The 17,082-nt window shown below is 64.7% G+C and carries 15 protein-coding genes; 10 read left to right on the forward strand and 5 right to left on the reverse strand.

Annotated elements, in window-relative coordinates; genetic code table 11:
* Positions 1–671: 671 nt before the first annotated feature.
* Together QNO12_RS08190 and QNO12_RS08195 are read right to left on the reverse strand one after the other, a co-directional pair.
* Positions 672–1,652, reverse strand: coding sequence for a carbon-nitrogen hydrolase family protein (locus QNO12_RS08190; RefSeq protein WP_257503820.1), 981 nt, complete (start codon positions 1,650–1,652; stop codon positions 672–674).
* Between the two features lie 35 nt (positions 1,653–1,687).
* A complete protein-coding gene (locus tag QNO12_RS08195; RefSeq protein ID WP_257503819.1) occupies positions 1,688–2,686 on the reverse strand; it encodes a helix-turn-helix domain-containing protein in 999 nt (332 codons plus the stop codon).
* A 401-nt stretch (positions 2,687–3,087) separates the two neighbouring features.
* Here QNO12_RS08195 and QNO12_RS08200 point away from each other — a divergent pair, with 401 nt between their 5' ends.
* Both QNO12_RS08200 and QNO12_RS08205 read left to right on the forward strand, forming a co-directional pair.
* Positions 3,088–4,086 (forward strand): DUF6545 domain-containing protein, encoded by a 999-nt coding sequence (locus tag QNO12_RS08200; RefSeq protein ID WP_257503818.1) that lies wholly within the window; start codon positions 3,088–3,090, stop codon positions 4,084–4,086.
* Positions 4,083–5,228: an alpha/beta hydrolase family protein gene (locus QNO12_RS08205; protein WP_257503817.1), complete on the forward strand. Its 1,146-nt coding sequence runs from the start codon at positions 4,083–4,085 to the stop codon at positions 5,226–5,228. Before QNO12_RS08200 ends, QNO12_RS08205 begins: the two co-directional genes overlap by 4 nt.
* Positions 5,229–5,538: 310 nt before the next feature.
* Here the strand turns inward: QNO12_RS08205 and QNO12_RS08210 are convergent, their stop codons facing one another.
* Together QNO12_RS08210 and QNO12_RS08215 are read right to left on the reverse strand one after the other, a co-directional pair.
* Positions 5,539–6,192 carry a beta/alpha barrel domain-containing protein gene (locus QNO12_RS08210; protein ID WP_257503816.1) on the reverse strand — a complete coding sequence of 218 codons (654 nt, stop codon included), beginning with the start codon at positions 6,190–6,192 and terminating at the stop codon, positions 5,539–5,541.
* Positions 6,189–7,217 carry a sugar-binding transcriptional regulator gene (locus QNO12_RS08215; protein WP_257503815.1) on the reverse strand — a complete coding sequence of 343 codons (1,029 nt, stop codon included), beginning with the start codon at positions 7,215–7,217 and terminating at the stop codon, positions 6,189–6,191. The genes QNO12_RS08210 and QNO12_RS08215 overlap by 4 nt, the downstream gene beginning before the upstream one ends.
* 121 nt (positions 7,218–7,338) lie before the next feature.
* On the opposite strand from QNO12_RS08215, the gene QNO12_RS08220 reads away from it, so the two are divergent.
* The 8 genes from QNO12_RS08220 to QNO12_RS17020 all read left to right on the forward strand — a co-directional run bounded on the left by QNO12_RS08220 (position 7,339) and on the right by QNO12_RS17020 (position 15,915).
* Positions 7,339–8,394 (forward strand): ABC transporter permease, encoded by a 1,056-nt coding sequence (locus QNO12_RS08220; protein ID WP_257503814.1) that lies wholly within the window; start codon positions 7,339–7,341, stop codon positions 8,392–8,394.
* 95 nt (positions 8,395–8,489) lie between these two features.
* Entirely contained in the window at positions 8,490–9,488 is a 999-nt protein-coding gene (locus QNO12_RS08225; RefSeq protein ID WP_257503813.1) for a substrate-binding domain-containing protein, read from the forward strand.
* 1 nt (position 9,489) lies between these two features.
* On the forward strand, positions 9,490–11,040 hold the full coding sequence (locus tag QNO12_RS08230; RefSeq protein ID WP_257503812.1) for a sugar ABC transporter ATP-binding protein: 1,551 nt from the start codon (positions 9,490–9,492) through the stop codon (positions 11,038–11,040).
* A gap of 16 nt (positions 11,041–11,056) precedes the next feature.
* Positions 11,057–11,695: a KpsF/GutQ family sugar-phosphate isomerase gene (locus tag QNO12_RS08235; protein WP_257503811.1), complete on the forward strand. Its 639-nt coding sequence runs from the start codon at positions 11,057–11,059 to the stop codon at positions 11,693–11,695.
* A gap of 19 nt (positions 11,696–11,714) precedes the next feature.
* On the forward strand, positions 11,715–13,220 hold the full coding sequence (gene xylB, locus QNO12_RS08240; RefSeq protein WP_257503810.1) for a xylulokinase: 1,506 nt from the start codon (positions 11,715–11,717) through the stop codon (positions 13,218–13,220).
* Complete coding sequence (locus QNO12_RS08245; protein ID WP_257503809.1) at positions 13,217–13,855, forward strand: transaldolase family protein; 639 nt, start codon at positions 13,217–13,219, stop codon at positions 13,853–13,855. The genes xylB and QNO12_RS08245 overlap by 4 nt, the downstream gene beginning before the upstream one ends.
* Positions 13,856–13,890: 35 nt before the next feature.
* Positions 13,891–14,856 carry a Gfo/Idh/MocA family protein gene (locus QNO12_RS08250; RefSeq protein ID WP_257503808.1) on the forward strand — a complete coding sequence of 322 codons (966 nt, stop codon included), beginning with the start codon at positions 13,891–13,893 and terminating at the stop codon, positions 14,854–14,856.
* A 348-nt stretch (positions 14,857–15,204) separates the two neighbouring features.
* On the forward strand, positions 15,205–15,915 hold the full coding sequence (locus tag QNO12_RS17020) for a transposase (RefSeq protein ID WP_350338523.1): 711 nt from the start codon (positions 15,205–15,207) through the stop codon (positions 15,913–15,915).
* On the opposite strand, the gene QNO12_RS08255 is transcribed toward QNO12_RS17020, so the two are convergent.
* Positions 15,807–16,919 carry a DNA methyltransferase gene (locus QNO12_RS08255; protein WP_257503807.1) on the reverse strand — a complete coding sequence of 371 codons (1,113 nt, stop codon included), beginning with the start codon at positions 16,917–16,919 and terminating at the stop codon, positions 15,807–15,809. The two genes, QNO12_RS17020 and QNO12_RS08255, sit on opposite strands and share 109 nt — an antisense overlap.
* Positions 16,920–17,082 lie beyond the last annotated feature (163 nt).

The raw sequence follows: 17,082 nt of genomic DNA on the forward strand, positions 1-17,082 counted from the left end.
ACGGGATCGTCAGCCGAAAACGGTCGCCTTCTATGCGGCCCGGGGGCACCTCACCCGCGACACTCGGGCGAGAACGTCGGGATAGTGTTGCGAGCGCCGCACGGGCGGGAAGGTCAGCCGATCCGCGGGCAAACGATCGAGAAGGAACGCATCGCATCGGATACGACATGCGTATGTACTACCGAGGTGTCGAGTTCTCCCAGGATTGCGACACACCGGACTCAATCGGTGTCGAGTACTTCGGGGCGGCTGGTCGCCCGCTCAATGGCCCTGGCGTCGCGACTTGGTGAGCGTGGGTCTAACCCTATGAGCACCAACCCGACTGCTCCATCGCGCGCGCGGAAGCGGTTGTGCGCGGGGCGCGGCAGCGGTCTCCATCCGTGAACGACGGGCTCTCGATCCTGTAGTGAGCCTGCGCCAGATCAACCTCGCCATGAACATCGCCGGTGGGCCGGTCGTCCGCCCGTCTACCGCACGACGACAACGCCAAGAGAGATCAAGTAACGGTCGGGCTCGTCACGGCGGGCGCGGCTGGAACTGGTGCGGCTCGCAGACGTGAATCATACTGCGCTCTAAGGCAGCCGGTGTTGCGCCACGCGACCGGACGCCGGCATTTACGCCCAGCCCGCGGTGGCGTCGCTGAAATGATCACTGTGCGGGGCCGAGTTGCGCTAATCGTCGGCGTCAAGGGGTGGGTATGAGCGTGTGTCCGCTGTCACGAGTTCCTCGAACGCCGCCTTGCGGCGGCGGTCGATCGTCACCTGAAAGATGTCCGGACGTGAATAGTGCCCAACCGGATCGAAGAAGTGGTTGGCGATATCGATGAAGCCAAGATCGATGTCGGCATACACGATTCCTTCCTGATCCGGCGGGAGCGTGTCGCTCAACAGCGTCGTGTCGGGACCGAAGATCCGGGCGTAACCGCCACCCCGGAATGGCGGGGCTTCGCCGCCCGCCTCTGAGCTGAATACCGCGACGCCCTTCTCAGTGACGATCTGCGAGGACATCAGGACGAACTCGCTCGCCTCCATGGCATTCGACTGATTTAGCGCGATCGTGCCCTCTGCGCTGAGCATCGCCCCACCAAAGTAGTTGAGCGGCGGCCATGATGCGATGCGGATCTGCTCGTCTTGAGCGATCAGTGCGAACTTGGACAGCGGCTGCATGTTCTCCGCGCAGTTCAAGGCTCCGATCCTTCCCACGCTCGTCTGCACCACCTGCAAGTCGCTCCCGTCGCCTTGACCGAAGAGTATGCGCTCCACGTGGGTCGGCTTGAGCTTTCGCCGGTGCAAGACGATCGCTCCGTGTTCATCGACGACGCATTGAGACATGTATAGGGTGCTCGCGCCACGTTCTGCGAACCCGAAACCTACGATGATTCCCAGATCCCGCGCCGCAGCCCGAATTCGCAGCATCTCCGGTCCGTCGACGGCCAGTGCTTCTGCCCGGTATCGGGCGACGTAGGGAAGCTCTTCGAAGGCGTTCGTGCTCAGAAGGAAGACGGGATAGCCGGGCAGCCATAGTTCAGGAAAAGCGACCAGGCGGGCGCCCTGTGACTCGGCTTCGGCCATCAGCGCGATCGTCTTGTCGGTCGTAGCGGTGAGATCCATCCATTCCGGCTCCGCCTGCACGGCAGCGACTCGTGTGCTCATTGTCTTCCTTCATGTCGGTTGATCGTGACCACACCCTATGGGGGCTCGTTTTGACCCATCGAGGCATTCAGTGCACCCAATCCGGGCGATTCCTGCAATTCCCGAGGAGGCGCCTCCCGGCTCCGCCGATAGACACTTGGCGTCGTCGCGATGGCGCGGCGAAAGGCGCGCACGAATGTGCTAGTTTCCGCGAAGCCGCATGCAGCCGAAATGTCGACGATTGAAATGTCCGTGCCGCGAAGCAAGCCACAGGCGCGGCGAATTCTCATCGCGCGGATGAACGCTGCCGGAGTGGTTCCTCTCGTCGTAAAGGCCGAGTGAACCGTCCGAACAGAGACGCTGTGAACGGTGGCGAGGAAACCCACCGACAGGTCGGGATTGGGAAGTTCCCGAATGACTGTGCGCCGCAAGTCAGCGAAGAGCGCGACCGACCGCGCGCTGTCACCGTCACCTCCTTGGCCCGCGATCGTGCGGGCAATGGAGATCGCGAGCTGACCGAGCGTGTCCGCCACGAGAGTGCGAACCGTCCCATCTTCTGACGGGAGGCTATAGCGAAGTCCGACCTGAAGGTACTCGCGCATCAGAGCCCACTGAGGAACTCGGTGATCGATAGGCGTTGTCATCGCAGAGGACAGGCCGCGTTCCGACAATGCCAAGTGGTCGCGCTGAATCTGCACCAGCACCGAGTCGATCGCTTCTGGGAACGCCAATTCGTATGGCTGCCTCGTGTCATACATCGTCGCCTCGCCAGCCGCAACGGCTACCGACCGGCCGTGCTGCTGCGCGGACGACGTGCCGGCTAAATTGAACTGGAGCAGGATCCCGGAGTCGGCCGATCCGTCAATGAGGGGTGCCGTTCTCGAGAGTCGATGGGGTGATGATCGCGCGCGGACCAGCGCGAAGGCACCGCTCAGGTCCTCTCTCGCGAGAGATCCACGAAAGTCTCCGCCGAGCGCGTCCGCACGAAGCGACACAACAGCACGCTTCGATGCCTCCTCCCACTCGTCGGGCGAATTGGCCGTCAGCTCCAGCATGAGGCCATTATGTGGGACCAGTTCCTGGAGCGGTTCAATACTGATCGAACGTCGTCGGTCGATGGCCTAGCCGCTTCAGGCGCGCCACCCGCAACCCTTGTTGCCGGGTGCGCCCGCAGGGGCGTCCTCCTGCGCGTCGCCGTCAGTGCCCGGGCTGCCGAAGCTGAGGTCGGTGCCCACATCTTGAAGTAGCGGTCCATGGCTTCACGCCTTGCGACCGCCTCCGGGGGTGGCGCAGAGCTTCTCGACCACGTTCATGGCTCGCAGGGTCTCCATCGCGTCGCCGCGGTACGTCGGCATACTTGGCGGGTCACCATGGGCGGCAAGCAGCTCGGCAAGCTCGGGGGAAACATTTGTCTTTAGGAGTACAGCCCGAGCGCTGCCAGCACTTCGGCCAGCTCTTGCGACTGCTTCCGCATCTTTGCCTGCTCATCCTGCGCCGTGGACGAGCCGAACGAAGCATCACCTACGCGGCGATCACGATCGCCGTCGCCATGACAATCAATGTTGATGCGGTCTATCGGCCCCTCGATGCACTCCTCGATGGCTCGAATGTTGCGACACTCATCGGGGATTGCGCGCTGATGATCGGGATCTTTTTTCTTGGCCGGGGGATCATGAAAGCGGGGGAGTATCAGCCCAGCCCTGTCCGCGTTGCGCTCGGCCCCACAACCCTCCTTGTTGCTCTGGGTGGCGTCGTGGTCGCCTTCTTACTCATCGACCGTGGCGATACGACAACCAACTTCATGATCGATCTCGGAGCGCAACCTGCGGCCGCTGCATATTCGATGATCCAGTTCAGCTACTACGGGATCGTCGTTGGGACCATGGCAGTTCTCGCGAGTCGCCAGTATGGGCTCAGTACTGGTGTCCAGCGTTTGCCAGCCGGCTCTCTCGTCGTCGGCGCGCTCCTCGGAGTCGTCTTCTGTGTCGTGGTCCTCGTCATGGACGTCGCGCACCTTGTCGGGCGAGTCGACGTGATGGGTGCTGTCTCGATCGCGTATAGCCCGCTCTACCTCCTGACCTTCCTCTTCCTCTGCGTCGGACTCGCTGGGCAGCCGACAGTGCGCTACCTGAGCGCGCGCCGGAGGGCGGCGCGAACACGCACGCTCATCAACGAACTGTCGCCCGCATGGCGAGCGGCGACGATCGTCCGGCCGGGATTGAGCCAATCGGATGCCGCACCCGTGCGTACGGAGGATCTCGAGGCGCAGTTGCATCGGAAAGTCGTCGAGATTCGCGACGCGATGATCGACCCGCGAGTGTCGTTCTCTCTGAGCGCGAACGATCGACTCGTTCTCGAGAGTGCAGAGCGGCATCTCCTCGGGGCCGACGGAGCTGGACTTGACGCGTCGGGGGAGCACGCCTCCCGGCACGAGTCGCAGCAAGGTGCGGCGTGAGAGGCCCGATCGCGCTGGCAGGCGCGGTGGCTGTCGTGACATCTTCGGCATTGGGCCTTGGACTGGTGATCGGGCGCCGACTGACCGCCCCTCCGAGCTCGCGCAGATTCGATCTGCCCATCCGTGGCGTCGAACAGGATGGCGACCGGCAAGCGATCGTGCTCGACCGAACCGACCAAACTGAGTCCTCGGGTGTGTTTACCCTGTTGTTCCTAGGCGGCGGCTGGCTACAACTATCTGATGAGGTTCTTGATCGCGGACCTGGGCGCGTCGCACGCGTTGTCACGGGGACCGCACCGGGCTTTAGCCCGTCAATACACGGGCGCGCGTCGTGGAGCGGAATCTGCTTCATGACGCCAGCCGATGCAGGTCTCACCGCTCACGACGTGGGCATCCCCACTCCGTCTGGCGTCGCACCGGCGTGGCGCGTCGATGGCAACGGTGAGCACCCGGCGACCTGGGCAATCCATATCCACGGGCTCGGCAGCCCGCGAGCGGGAACGCTGCGCGGAGTGCAGGTCACCTCCGAGCAGGGCTACACGTCGCTCGTCGCCACCTACCGGAATGACGGCGAAGGCCCGAGGAACGGAAGTGGTCGGTCAACGCTCGGCGCCGCTGAAGTGGACGACGTCGACGCTGCGATCCAGTACGCCATCGATCAGGGCGCGCGTCAGCTCGTTCTCTTCGGCTGGTCGATGGGAGCGCAGGTCGCACTCCAGCTCGCTGCACGGCCGCGTTACGGGCGGCTGATAGCCGGGCTCGTGCTTGAGTCGCCCGTTCTCGACTGGGTCGCGACGATCAAGGCGAACTGCGCTCGTGCCGGGCTGCCGGCCGCGGCGGGGCTCCTTGCGCTCCCGTGGCTCACATCGCCCCTGCTTGCTCGTGCAATCGGTCTGCCTGGCAGCATCCCTCTCCGGGATCTCGACTGGATCCAACGGGCATATGAGCTCGTCGTCCCAACTCTGATCCTCCACGGAGAGAACGACGACTCGGCGCCGCCTGCCGTCTCTCGCCAGCTTGCAGCGCTGCGTGCAGATCTCGTTCAGCTCGAACTCTTCGACGCGGATCACACGATGACGTGGAACTCCGATCATGAGCGCTGGCGATCCACTGTCGCCGCCTGGCTATCCCACCGATCCTGAGCCCCATCGCGCGAACGGAGTTCGGATGCCTCTGAGCCGTGAAGTCCTGAGCCCCAGATCTCCAGATATCCGCCGTCGGCCAGGGCAATCTGATGGCCCGGATTCCCCGTGATTCCGGGGTATCGGCCTCGCCGAGGCGTGAGCGAAGCGGGAACAGCGGTAGTTCACACTTCCTTCACGCTCAGGCCAGGTGCGGTGCCCTTGAGACGGAGGCCATGGCTCTCGTCCCGCGGAATTGCGGGCAGTCGTCGTAGCCAATGCGCTGGATTTACCGTGGGATTCTCGCCCACCGTCGGTATTCCGGGGAGTCTCAGAGCGGGTCGAGCTGTATAGGGTCAGGGTTCGAGTCGCCGCTATCGCGGAACGAAGCAAGCCACGCACGTGCATCGTGCGCGGAGGTCAGGGCTGTACCGCTAACTATCCAGTTTGCGCCATGAGCTCGAGCGGCTCGGCCCCTTTCGTGGTCCACGCTTCCATCGATGCCGCGTAGGGGATAGTCAACGAGCTCATCGAGCAACCGGAGCCTCTCCTCAAGAAAGCCCGTCCCGGCATTTCCGGGCTCGACGGTCATTACGAGAACTGCCAGGTCGCTGGCGAGATCGGCCGGCAAGGCGCTGCCGGGGGATACTGCGACGCCCGCCCGCACCCCGGATGCCGTGATCCGATCGACCGACTCGCGCCAATGTGGACTCTCTACGTGCACGACAACGAGTTCGGCGAATGCCGTCCAGGCATAGAGCTCGGGCCTTGGGTCTGCAAGCATCAAATGAGCTTCAGAGCGGATTCCTGTTGCCTCGCCAATCTCGCGGGCGAGCTCGGCGGCGAATCCGCCTGCCGGACCGATGGTTCCGTCGGAACGATCCCAGTGCCACACGTCGAGGCCGGCGGCGACGAGCCGATCCGCTTCGCTGCGGACGCGTTCGTGGGGAACCGACCATAGCGATCCGCCGATCCTGAGACTCATGCGCTCCCCCCCGGGCGGGGCGACGCTGCCGCGAGTGCCTCGATGGCAAGTGTGTGGTCGGTCACGAGCCCTGTGATCAGCCCGGCACGGGCAACGGCGGCAACAGCTACCGCTTTCCGAGCGCCGGCAGCGACGGCGAGGACGCGGGGGATCGCACGTAGCTGAGCGGAAGACACGGCGATTGTCCGGTCGACGAAATCGTCTGCGATCTCGGCGCCGTCCGCGGCCAGCAGCGTCGCCGACACTTCCGCTACTACCCCTCTTGCAACGAGGTCTTCTCGCTCGCCCTGCGGTAGGAACTCGTAGAGCTGCGAGTCCGGCGGGTTCCAAGAGCCGACCGATACGAGCGCGGTCGTCACATCTGCGAACATCGCGAACGCCCGCGCGATATCCGGCTGCTGGCGGAGCGAGCGCGCGGTCTCGGCGGTCTCGACGACGAGCGGGGCGAAGATCGGATGTGCCGACCCGCCGGAGTTCTGGGCGATGAGGCGTACGAGCTCGACGGGCGACTGACCGACATCAGATCCGGCGGCGCCGGTCAGTTGGACGATCGACATTCGTGGAAGGCGGGGCAGCGACGTCGTCAGCGCGCTCAGCGTGCGCCCCCACGCCATGCCAAGCACTTCGCCGTCGCGGAGGGTCGAGCTGAGGAATTCTGCGGCGGCCGCGGCGACTCGCTTGCGCACCTGTTCCGTGTCGCCGTTGGCATGTACGACGATAACTTCAGCAAGCCCGAGGTGCTGCGCGAGTTGCTGGGAGAGGTCCCAGTCGACGGCTCCGTCGTCATTGAGGGATATCGTGACCAGCCCTTGCGCGCGGGCGAGTTCGAGCATTCTCGCGACCTTGAAACGCGAGATTTGGAACTCCGCGGCGATCTGGATCTTGCTCTGATCCTCGAGGTAAAAGCGGCGTGCTACGGCGAGCAACTTGCTGCGCTCTTCCACCGTCAGCTCGTCGGATTGGTTCGACCGTGCACGCGCCAACAGGGGGCTTCCGTTCTTGAGAGGTTGCGGTTTCGTCTTCATGACTCTACTATCGCACATATGGGCAGCGCTGCCGCTCATCTGAGCGAATGAAATCCCACAGATATGCCGGGGACCGGCTGCAAGGAGGCAGAGGACGATGCGTCGACGTATACCGAATGAGGTGGGCATCGCGGCTGTGCTGGTGCTGGTCGTGATCGCGTTCGGCTTCCTGTCACCGAATTTCCGCACGCTGGAGAACGCGCAGGTCCTTCTCCTCAACGGCGCGGTGATCGCATTCCTGGCACTCGGGCAGACGTTCGTGCTGCTCACAGGTGGCATTGACCTTTCCACTGGCTCGAACGTCGCGCTGACCGGCATGATCGCCGCCCTTTCCATGCAAGCGGGTCTGCCCTGGTGGGCGGCTGTGCTTATCGCCATCGCAACCGGCTTGTTCGTCGGTTCGATCAACGGCGCGTTGATCTACTACCTGAAACTTCCGCCCTTCATCGTGACCTTCGCGACCTTCGGCGTCGCCGCGAGCATCCCGCTCATCCTCACCGGCGGCGGCTCCGTGAACGTCGCAGACCCGTTCTTCGCCATCATCGGTCGAGGTGCGCTTTGGGGCATCCCGATGCCGGTCATCCTCGCTACTGTGGCCGCGATCATCTTCGGCTTCGTGCTGCGGTTCACCGCCACCGGCGTACACATCTACGCAGTCGGGGGCAACGCCGAGACGAGCCGCCTGGCGGGCGTCAACAGCGGCCGCGTCATCCTCCTCGCCTACGCACTCAGTGGACTGTGCGCGGCGATGGGCGGCCTGATCGTGACGAGCCGGCTCATGGTCGGATACCCCAGCGCCGGATCCGGCAACGAACTCTTCTACTCCATCGCTGCCGCCGTCGTCGGCGGTGTGAGCCTGTTCGGCGGCATCGGATCCATCAGCGGCGCACTGCTCGGGGCGCTCCTCATTGCGACCGTCTCCAACGGCATGAACGTCGTCGGCGTGCAGAGCTACTGGCAGCCGCTCGTCATCGGCCTGATCATCCTCGGCGGCGTCATCATCGACACCCATCGACGTCAGCTCTCTTTCGCCGCCCTCCTGGGCCGGTTCCGGCGTTCGCCGGGTCAGGAGTCGAATCGCGGCAGCGGGACGACCGGGACGGGGCTCGCAGCTCCCTCGGCCGGATCGACGGTACCCGCAGGCGGATCAGCCGGACCCGCACCGTCCACCCATTGACCAGACCCGGCGAGAAGGGCCGACTCGCCACGGATACCACCAGGCTCACCATGTCACCACCGAAAGAACGTCACCACTGCAACTAAGGAGCAATCATGCGACGACGCATCACACTGACAGCCGCGGCAGCGGGGATCCTCCTCCTGCTCACCGGCTGTTCCGGCGCCATCGACACCGGCACGGGCACAGCGCCCACAGCATCAGATGGGTCGATTCCTCGACCTGCCGCGTGCGACGAGGACACCCCCTATATCGCTGTCGCCCTTCCCAACCTGACCAATCCCTACTACATCGCGATGAAGCAGGGCTTCGAGGAGCAGGGCGAAGAGCAGGGGTTCGAGGTTGAGGTTCAGGTCGCGAACGACGACGACGCTGCGCAGCTGTCCCAGGTGCAGTCGATGCTGCAGAAGAACCCGTGCGCCCTTGCGCTGAACGCTGTGAAGTCGGAGCCGGCCGCGGCGATCGTCAAGGCCGCGAACGACGCGGGCGTTCCGGTATTCACGGTCAACGTGATCGTCTCGCCGGAGTCTCTTGAGGCGCAAGGCGCTTCGATCGTTCAGTACCTCGGCGCAGACAACGCCGCCGGTGGCACGCAGATGGCCGAGCAGGTGCTGACCGACCTGGGTGCTGACGCGACACTCAACGTCGGTTTCGTCACCGAACCCGACGAGGTTCCGACGGTCCTGCGCGATGAGGGCTTCGAAGCCGGCATCGCCTCCAACCCGAACGCGAAGGTCGTCGCAAAGGTCGACGGCAACGTGAAGCCCGATGACAGCCTGGCCGCGACGACGGAGATGCTCAGCGGCAACCCTGACATCAACGTCATCTTCGCCAGCACCGGCCCGGGTACGTACGGCGCCCTGCAAGGTCTTGGGGGGCATCCCGATGTGCAGCTGTATGGCTTCTGCGCCTCGGAAGAGCCGCTCACCGGTCAGTACATGGGCTGTGTCGCTCAGGAACCGGAATCGTACGGTCAGCAGGTCATCGACCAGATCCGCGGTTGGGTCGACGGTGACACCCCTGAGCCCGAGATCCTGCTCCCGCTGAAGATGTTCGTCTCCGGCGAGACCCCCGCACCGGGCGAGGTCGGCTGACATGACGGCGATGGATGCGGCCACCGGTGCCGCGATGGACGGAGCGGCCGGTTCGGGCCTCGAGGTCCGGGATGTCGCCATGAGCTACTCGGGCGTGACGGTGCTGAAAGGCGTGTCCATCGCCGTCAGACCCGGTGAGGTGATCGGCCTGGTCGGCCATAACGGCGCAGGCAAATCCACCCTCATGCGTGTCATCTCCGGAGCGATCAAACCGGTCTCCGGAGCGGTCCTTCTCGATGGGGAGCCGAAGACCCTCGGCTCCCCGATCGATGCCCTGGATGCCGGCATCGCGACGGTGTACCAGGAACTCTCGCTCCTACCGAACCTCACCGTCTCGCAGAACGCGTTCCTCGGACATGAACGGACCCGCGCCGGCCTTCTCAGCAAGGACCAGATGCGCGAGCGGACCCGGGCGCTGACGACCGAGTTCGGTCTCGACGTCGATCCCGATGCCAAGGTCGGCAGCTATCCGGTCGCCACCCGGCAGTTGCTGGAGATCGCGATCGCGACGCACCGGAACGCACGCTTTCTGCTACTCGATGAGCCGACCACAAGCCTGGAGGGCGCTCAAGTCGACCGGTTCCTTGAGATCGTGAAGTCGCTTTCGTCTCGCGGCATCGGCATCATCCTCGTTGACCACAAGCTCGAGGAGCTGTATGCCGTGGCCTCGCGGGTCGTGGCGCTCGTCGACGGAGAGGTCCGGATCAATGCCAACGTGAGTGAAGTCTCGCGGCAGGACGTCATCACGGCGATCGCCGGGGAGGACGCCCTTGAGCTCATCGGACGTCAGGCGCGTGTCCCTCAGGAGGCGGTCGAGTCCACTCGCCCGGTGACTGTGGCCATTGAAGGGCTCCGCACCGGCGCCCTCTCCGACGTGACGCTGCGTGCTCACGAGGGGCGGGTGCTCGGAATCTACGGACTCGTCGGATCGGGGCGGACCGAGCTGCTTCGAACGCTCGTCGGCCTCGACCCGATCAGAGGCGGAAACGTCACGCTGTTCGATAAGCCGTTCGCCCCGCGCGGACCGCACGAAGCGAGGAAGGCGGGCGTGGTGTATGTCACCGAAGAGCGCAAGGTCGACGGCATCATCCCGCAACTCGACTCGTCCATCAACGCTCTCCTGCCTGTGCTGCGCCGCGCCTATCGGTGGGGGAGGCTCGACCGCTCGCGGCTCAAAGGCATCGCTGCGGAGTACATGGACCAGCTCAAAGTCAAAGGCGATCGCAACGGGCCCATCGAGAGGCTCTCCGGCGGCAATCAGCAGAAGGTCCTGCTCGCCCGAGCGCTGGCCCAGAACCCGAAGGTGCTGCTCCTGGACGAGCCCACCAAAGGCGTTGACCTTGGGGTGAAGGCCGACATCCATCACATGGTTCGCCGCCTTGCCCACGAGAACGGACTGACAGTCATCGTGGTCTCAAGCGAGGAGGAGGAGATCTGCGAGGTCTCCGATGACGTCCTCGTGATGAGCAATGGAACCGCCGACGGCACCCTCCTCAACCCCGCCTCCCTGACTCCGGCCTCGCTCCGCCACGCGGCGTGGGACGCCGCGTAACCGAAAGGACTCAATCATGTCCACGAATTCGACCATTCTCGATGCCGCCCGGCTCATCGTGCGCAACGAAGGCGCCGCAGTACTCGCCGTCGCGGACCAGATCGATGACACGTTCATCGAGGTCGTCGACCTGCTGCAGGACTGCAGCGGCAAGGTCTTCGTCACCGGTTCGGGTACCTCTGGTGCTATCGCGCGGCGCATGGCTCACTTGCTCGCCGTCTGCGGGACACCGTCCGTGTTCATCAATCCCATGGACGCCCTCCACGGCACGATGGGCGCCCTCGCCCCCGGCGATGTACTCATCTCGATCTCCCGGGGCGGCGAGTCGAGCGAGATCAATGACTTCTCCACCCGGGCACAGCGTCGCTCCGTCAAGGTGGTCGCGATCACGGCGGCGCCTTCGTCCAGCCTCGGCCGCCTGGCGGACCTGACGGTCACGCTGACCACCGAAGGCGACGGCGACCCGGGCGGGGTGATCGCGATGGGAAGCACACTCGTGACCGCTGCGTGGGGGGATGCCCTCGCCAACATCCTGATGCGCCGCCGCGGGTACGGGTGGGACCAGGTTCTGGAGACGCACCCGGCGGGGGCAGTCGGGCTGATCACTGACCTTCCCGATCCACTGGATCGCATCGACGCTCCCACGTCGGCCTGATTCCGCGCAGGATGAGCAGATGAGCTTCGTTGCCGGCGTGGACAGTTCCACGCAGTCCTGCACGGTCGAGCTTCGCGACGCCGACAGCGGCGAGCTTCGCGGAACGGGCCGCGCGCCGCATCCTGTCACGTTCCCCCCCGTGAGCGAACAGCACCCCGACGACTGGTGGAGCGCGTTCGAGAGCGCACTCGGCCGTGCCGTCGAAGATGCCGGGGTGTCGGCACGGGAGATCATGGCCATCAGCGTCGCGGCGCAGTGCCACGGACTCGTTCTGCTCGGCAGCAACGGACGGCCGTTGCGCCGCGCGAAGCTCTGGAACGATACCGAGTCAGCGCCGCAGGCGAAGCAGATGCTCGAAGAGCTGGGCAGCAGCGGGTGGGCTGATGCCATCGGTTCCGTGCCGACGGCGGCGTTCACGATCACCAAGTTGGCCTGGGTCGCGGACAACGAGCCGTACTTGCTCGACATGGTGAGCAAGATCCTCGTGCCGCACGATTACCTCACGTACCGTCTTGCCGGCCGCGCGGTCACGGACCGATCTGATGCATCGGGTACGGGATACTACGCGGCCCATCAGGGGCGGTGGCGTGTGGATCTGCTTGACGAATTCGTCGCCCGTGGCCTCGACTGGGCGGCCTTGCTCCCCGAGGTTCTCGGACCGGACGAGCTCGCAGGCCGGATCCTTCCGGAAATCGCGGCGTCGCTGGGCCTGCGTTCCGACGTCATCGTCGGTCCTGGAGCCGGCGATCAGCACGCCGGGGCCCTCGGGGTGGGAGTGCGTGAAGGAGATGTTGTCTACAGTCTCGGCACCTCCGGCGTGGTCTTCACGGAATCGTCCTCGCCGGTGTTCGACCATCGCGGCGACGTCGACGGCGTGGCCGACGCTGCGGGCGGGTACCTGCCGCTCGCCTGCACGCTCAACTCGACCAAAGTGACCGATTCCGTCGCCAGGTGGCTCGGGGTATCACTCGACGACCTTGCCGCACTCGCGCTCGAGGCGCCAGACAGTGACGACCGACCGGCGTTCCTGGCGTACCTCGATGGCGAGCGGACACCGAACCGCCCGGACGCCACCGGTGTGCTGGGCGGATTGACGACCGCGACAACCCGCGGAGATATCGCGCGCGCATCATTCGAAGGCGTTCTGTTCGGGATCGTCAGCGGGCACGACGCGATCCGGTCGGCAGGCGCGCCCGCCGACGGCTCTGTGACGGTCGTCGGCGGGGGAGCGAAATCGCTCGCCTACCGACAGTTCCTCGCCGACATCCTGCAGACCCCAGTGCTCACGAAGGACCTCTCGGAGGCGACCGCCCGCGGCGCCTGCGTCCAGGCGGCCGCCGTGCTCGCTGCGGGTGACGTCACCGAGGTGCGCGACGCGTGGGCGCCCGCCACCACCACCTCAACCCCACCACGTGAAGACCGATACGCAATTGCGCGCGCGCGATACCGCGCACTTGTCGACGGACCGGGCCTTCCAAGGGAACAGCCGGACCGCCCCCACCGCCTGCCGGAAGGAACCGCGTGAAGCTCTACGCCGACAGCGCCGACATCGACGCTGTGACTGCCCTCCTGAAGGATCGCATCATCACCGGCGTGACCACGAACCCCACCATCCTTCACAAGGACGGGCATCGGCCATGCGATATCGCGGAGCTGCATAAGCGGTTCACGGACGCCGGCGCTGAGGAGATCTTCTTCCAGGCGACCGGTGCAACCCGAGCGCAGATACACGCAAATGCGGTGAAGATTCGTGAGCTCGGGGAGCGCGTCATCGTGAAAATCCCGGCGACAGCGACAGGCTTTCGTGTTGCGGCAGAATGCGCCCGTGCTGGTACCCCGGTTCTGATGACTGCGGTGTACACGATCGCACAGGCGGTGGCGGCTGCGTCAATCGGCGCCCGCTACATCGCCCCCTACTTCGGAAGGCTCAGCGACTCTGGCCTCGACGCACTCGACCTCGTGGGCAGCATGCACCGTGCGATAGCAGAGTCCGGCACGAATGTGCTCGTCGCGAGCGTCCGCACCCCCGCAGTCGCCGCCGACCTTGCTCTCGTCGGGATCAGGCACATCACTGCTCACCCATCCGTCCTCGAGGCAATGCTCGTCGACCCGGCCAGCGACGCCGCGGCCGTCGAATTCGAAGCCGCAGCCGCTCGATAGCCATGCTCAGTGGCGCGCGTGGACTCCGGGTCGGAGTGATCGGGACAGGACCGATCGCGCAGCTGTTCGCCGACGCGGTGCGTGAAGTAGATGGCGTACACCTTTCCGTCGTCTATTCCAGAGACTCAGAACGCGGAGCGTTCGCGGCGGACCGGCTGGGTGCGTCGGGGTCAGTGACCAGCCTCGCGGCGCTCCTCGAGTCGGATGTCGTGGACGCGGTGTACATCGCATCGCCGAACGCCGTCCACGCAGACCAAGTACGCAACGCCATCGACGCCGGCAAACACGTGCTCGTCGAAAAGCCCGCAGTCGACACCGCGGCACGATGGCGGCAATTTGTCGAGCTTGCTGCAGAACGCAACGTCGTGCTACTCGAGGCGATGCGGACCGCCTACGATCCGGGGACGGCGCTTCTCAAAGAACTCCTCCCGCAGGTCGGACCGATTCGTCAGGTGACTCTTCGGCACATCTCACGATCAGCCCGCTACGACCTCGTCCTCGCCGGAGACCAGGTGAATATCTTCGATCCGGAGATGGGCGGCGGCGCACTGCGTGATCTCGGCGTGTACTGCGTGCACGCCATGACAAGCCTGTTCGGGATGCCCCGGCGGATCAGCGGAACATCGGTCATCGTCCGCTCAGGCGCTGACGGAGCCGGGGTCGCGCTGGCGACATACGACGGGTTTGTAGTGTCGCTCGAATACTCGAAGATCACGACGTCGCGCGTGCCGAGTCAGATCAGCGGCGAGGCGGGCACGCTCTCCATCGACCACATCGCAAGCCCGCGGCTGATCGAGTTTGAGCGCCACGATGATGAGGTCGCTCGGCATGTGGTGTCCGCGCCGCAGCACACCTTGGTTGGCGAGGTCGAGAGGTTTGTCAGACTCGTGACGGACGGCGCCGACGCCACTCTCGATCAGCAGTCCACCGACATCTGTCTTGGCGTGATGGAAGCGATCGAATGGTCTGCACAGGCCGGGCGCACATTCACCATCACGTGAGGCATTTTCGCCGCCGCACCGGTCGCGCGGGGTGCGATGTTGCCGGGGAAGATCGTGGTGATCTCGACACTCGTGCCGTGCAGCCGAGCGTCAAGGCCCCGCTGAGTTGCTTGACCGCACCCTTGCTGGTTCCGTATAGCGTCTGTCCTGCGATGGGGATCAGAGCGGACAGGCGTGACATATTGCTCGACGCCGCGATCGGCCGGGGCTCAGGGATGCCAGGAACGTCCTGCACATGTTCACGGACCCCAGAAGTTCACGTTCATGATCCGCTCGGTGGTCATGCCCCGGTTTCCCGGAACGATTGGTTGAGAGGATGTGGCTGCTTCTTAAAGGACAAGTGGTCGTATGCCAAGACCGTATCCGTCCGAGTTCCGTGAACGTGCGCTCGAGTTGGTGAGGTCGGGACGCACCGTCGTCGACGTTGCCGCGGCACTCGGGATCGCGCAGTCCTGTCTCTACCGCTGGAAACAGCAAGATCTTGTGGACCGCGACGTGAGACCGCCGTCCCGGCGCGCGCCGTCGGCTGAGCTGGTTTCCGCGAATAGGCGTATCCGTGAGTTGGAAGAGGAGAACAAGATCCTCCGGAAGGCGGCCGCCGCCGTGGAGCAGGTGGTGCCCCCAAAAGACCGGTTCCGTCTCGTGGGCGAGCTCCACGCTGACGGAGTCCGCATCCGGAAGGCCTGCCTCGCGTTGGGCGTTTCCACATCGGGATACTACGAGTGGAAATCGCGAGCCCCGTCGACGAGATCGATCCGGCACGCGTGGCTGACCGACCTGATCGGCCAGATCCACGAGGCGTCCTACGGCACCTACGGCCGGATGCGGGTACGCGCAGAGTTGCAGCGGTCACACGAGGTCACCGTCGGTCAGAACACCGTCGGGCTGTTGATGCGGCGATCCGGGCTGGCTGGGCTGCCTTTGCGACGACGGTCCAAGCGTGTCCCCAATCAGGTCACTGTCACCGACCGGGTCCGTCGCCGTTTCCACGCAGATGGGCCCGACCGGCTCTGGGTGACCGACATATCGACCTTCTGGATGTCGCCAGCGATCACGTAGTTGATCGTCCAGAGTCCGGTAGCGCGGCTCTTCGTACCAACCTTCGCATACCCCCGCTCGACGAGCTTCTGGAGAGCGTCGGGTCCGACTGACCACCTTCCGTCGGCTCCGTTCGATCGCATGGGCAACACTGTGTCAAGTCCCGACACGCTCGGGGCCGTCGATCTGTGCTGATCCAAAGGGAGTGGTGAACCGATCCGGGCGATTGTGCGGCGCACGGGGTCCACATAGATCGGATAAAAGAGTGCAGGTCGATCTGAACGAGCAGAACCCGATCCGCGTCGCATGAGCTGGTTCCAGATGTCGGGTAGTCGCTCTTTACTTATCCCCGACCCCAGACCGATCACGTCGATGCTGGTCGGCACGATCTCGGCTGTCCCTAGCCGGACGTAGTACAGATACTCGTCGACCCGAGAAAACCCACCGGCGCGCGCTGAACCCTTTCGGTTCGTCACAGTGCTCACCATCTGAATCTCGGCTTCGGGGAACGTTTGCTCCAGCAGCAGCCCGAGCCGCAGGTACTCCTTCTCGTCGATCGTGACGATCAGCACTGAGTCCTTGGGGTTCAGGAGCCGCTTCGCGATCTTCAGGCGGCGCTCAATGAACGCCAGCCATTTTGAGTGCCGATAGAGATCGTCGCCCTCGACGTAGTCGTTGTTGTAGCGCCAATCACGTGCACCGGTGTTATATGGCGGGTCGATATATATCGCGTCGACGGCCTTCGCGTGGGTGAATGTCAGCTGCTTCAGAACGTGGAAATTCTCGCCGCTGATGACGGTGTGGAACGGCTTGCCTCCGCCGCGCTTGACAGCGCCGTCAGGGCGAAGACCCGGGTAGATCCGGTCGCGGAACTCCGCGACTAGGACGAGGTCGTCGACTGGCACGGTGGCGGTCTCGGACTCCGCAGAATCGAGGAGCGCTACCTCGGCAACCTCGCCGGCTATGGACTCGACCCGCCACAGGCGCTGATCGCCGCGCGCAGTCGACCCGCGAGGCGGAAGCACTCGGACTTTGCTCGTCTTCCGAATCTTGTGGCCGGGGAGCTCGACAGCTTCCGGGGGCGTGGCGTTCGAAGTGGAGGCCGAAGGGGAGACGCCTCTGGAGCGGCTTGAGCTCCTCCTCAAGATCAGCCCCGAGCTGCGGATCCAGCTGCTTCGCAGCGCGCAG

It is taken from the genome of Microbacterium sp. zg-B185, assembly GCF_030246885.1.
In the GTDB taxonomy this organism is placed as follows: domain Bacteria; phylum Actinomycetota; class Actinomycetes; order Actinomycetales; family Microbacteriaceae; genus Microbacterium.

Bases quoted from the DNA above. Each gene is read 5' to 3' on its own strand.
- QNO12_RS08190 (WP_257503820.1), bottom strand. From the start codon at position 1,652: ATGAGCACACGAGTCGCTGCCGTGCAGGCGGAGCCGGAATGGATGGAT.
- QNO12_RS08195 (WP_257503819.1), bottom strand. From the start codon at position 2,686: ATGCTGGAGCTGACGGCCAATTCGCCCGACGAGTGGGAGGAGGCATCG.
- QNO12_RS08210 (WP_257503816.1), bottom strand. From the start codon at position 6,192: ATGAGTCTCAGGATCGGCGGATCGCTATGGTCGGTTCCCCACGAACGC.
- QNO12_RS08215 (WP_257503815.1), bottom strand. From the start codon at position 7,217: ATGAAGACGAAACCGCAACCTCTCAAGAACGGAAGCCCCCTGTTGGCG.
- QNO12_RS08225 (WP_257503813.1), top strand. From the start codon at position 8,490: ATGCGACGACGCATCACACTGACAGCCGCGGCAGCGGGGATCCTCCTC.
- QNO12_RS08230 (WP_257503812.1), top strand. From the start codon at position 9,490: ATGACGGCGATGGATGCGGCCACCGGTGCCGCGATGGACGGAGCGGCC.
- QNO12_RS08235 (WP_257503811.1), top strand. From the start codon at position 11,057: ATGTCCACGAATTCGACCATTCTCGATGCCGCCCGGCTCATCGTGCGC.
- xylB (WP_257503810.1), top strand. From the start codon at position 11,715: ATGAGCTTCGTTGCCGGCGTGGACAGTTCCACGCAGTCCTGCACGGTC.
- QNO12_RS17020 (WP_350338523.1), top strand. From the start codon at position 15,205: ATGCCAAGACCGTATCCGTCCGAGTTCCGTGAACGTGCGCTCGAGTTG.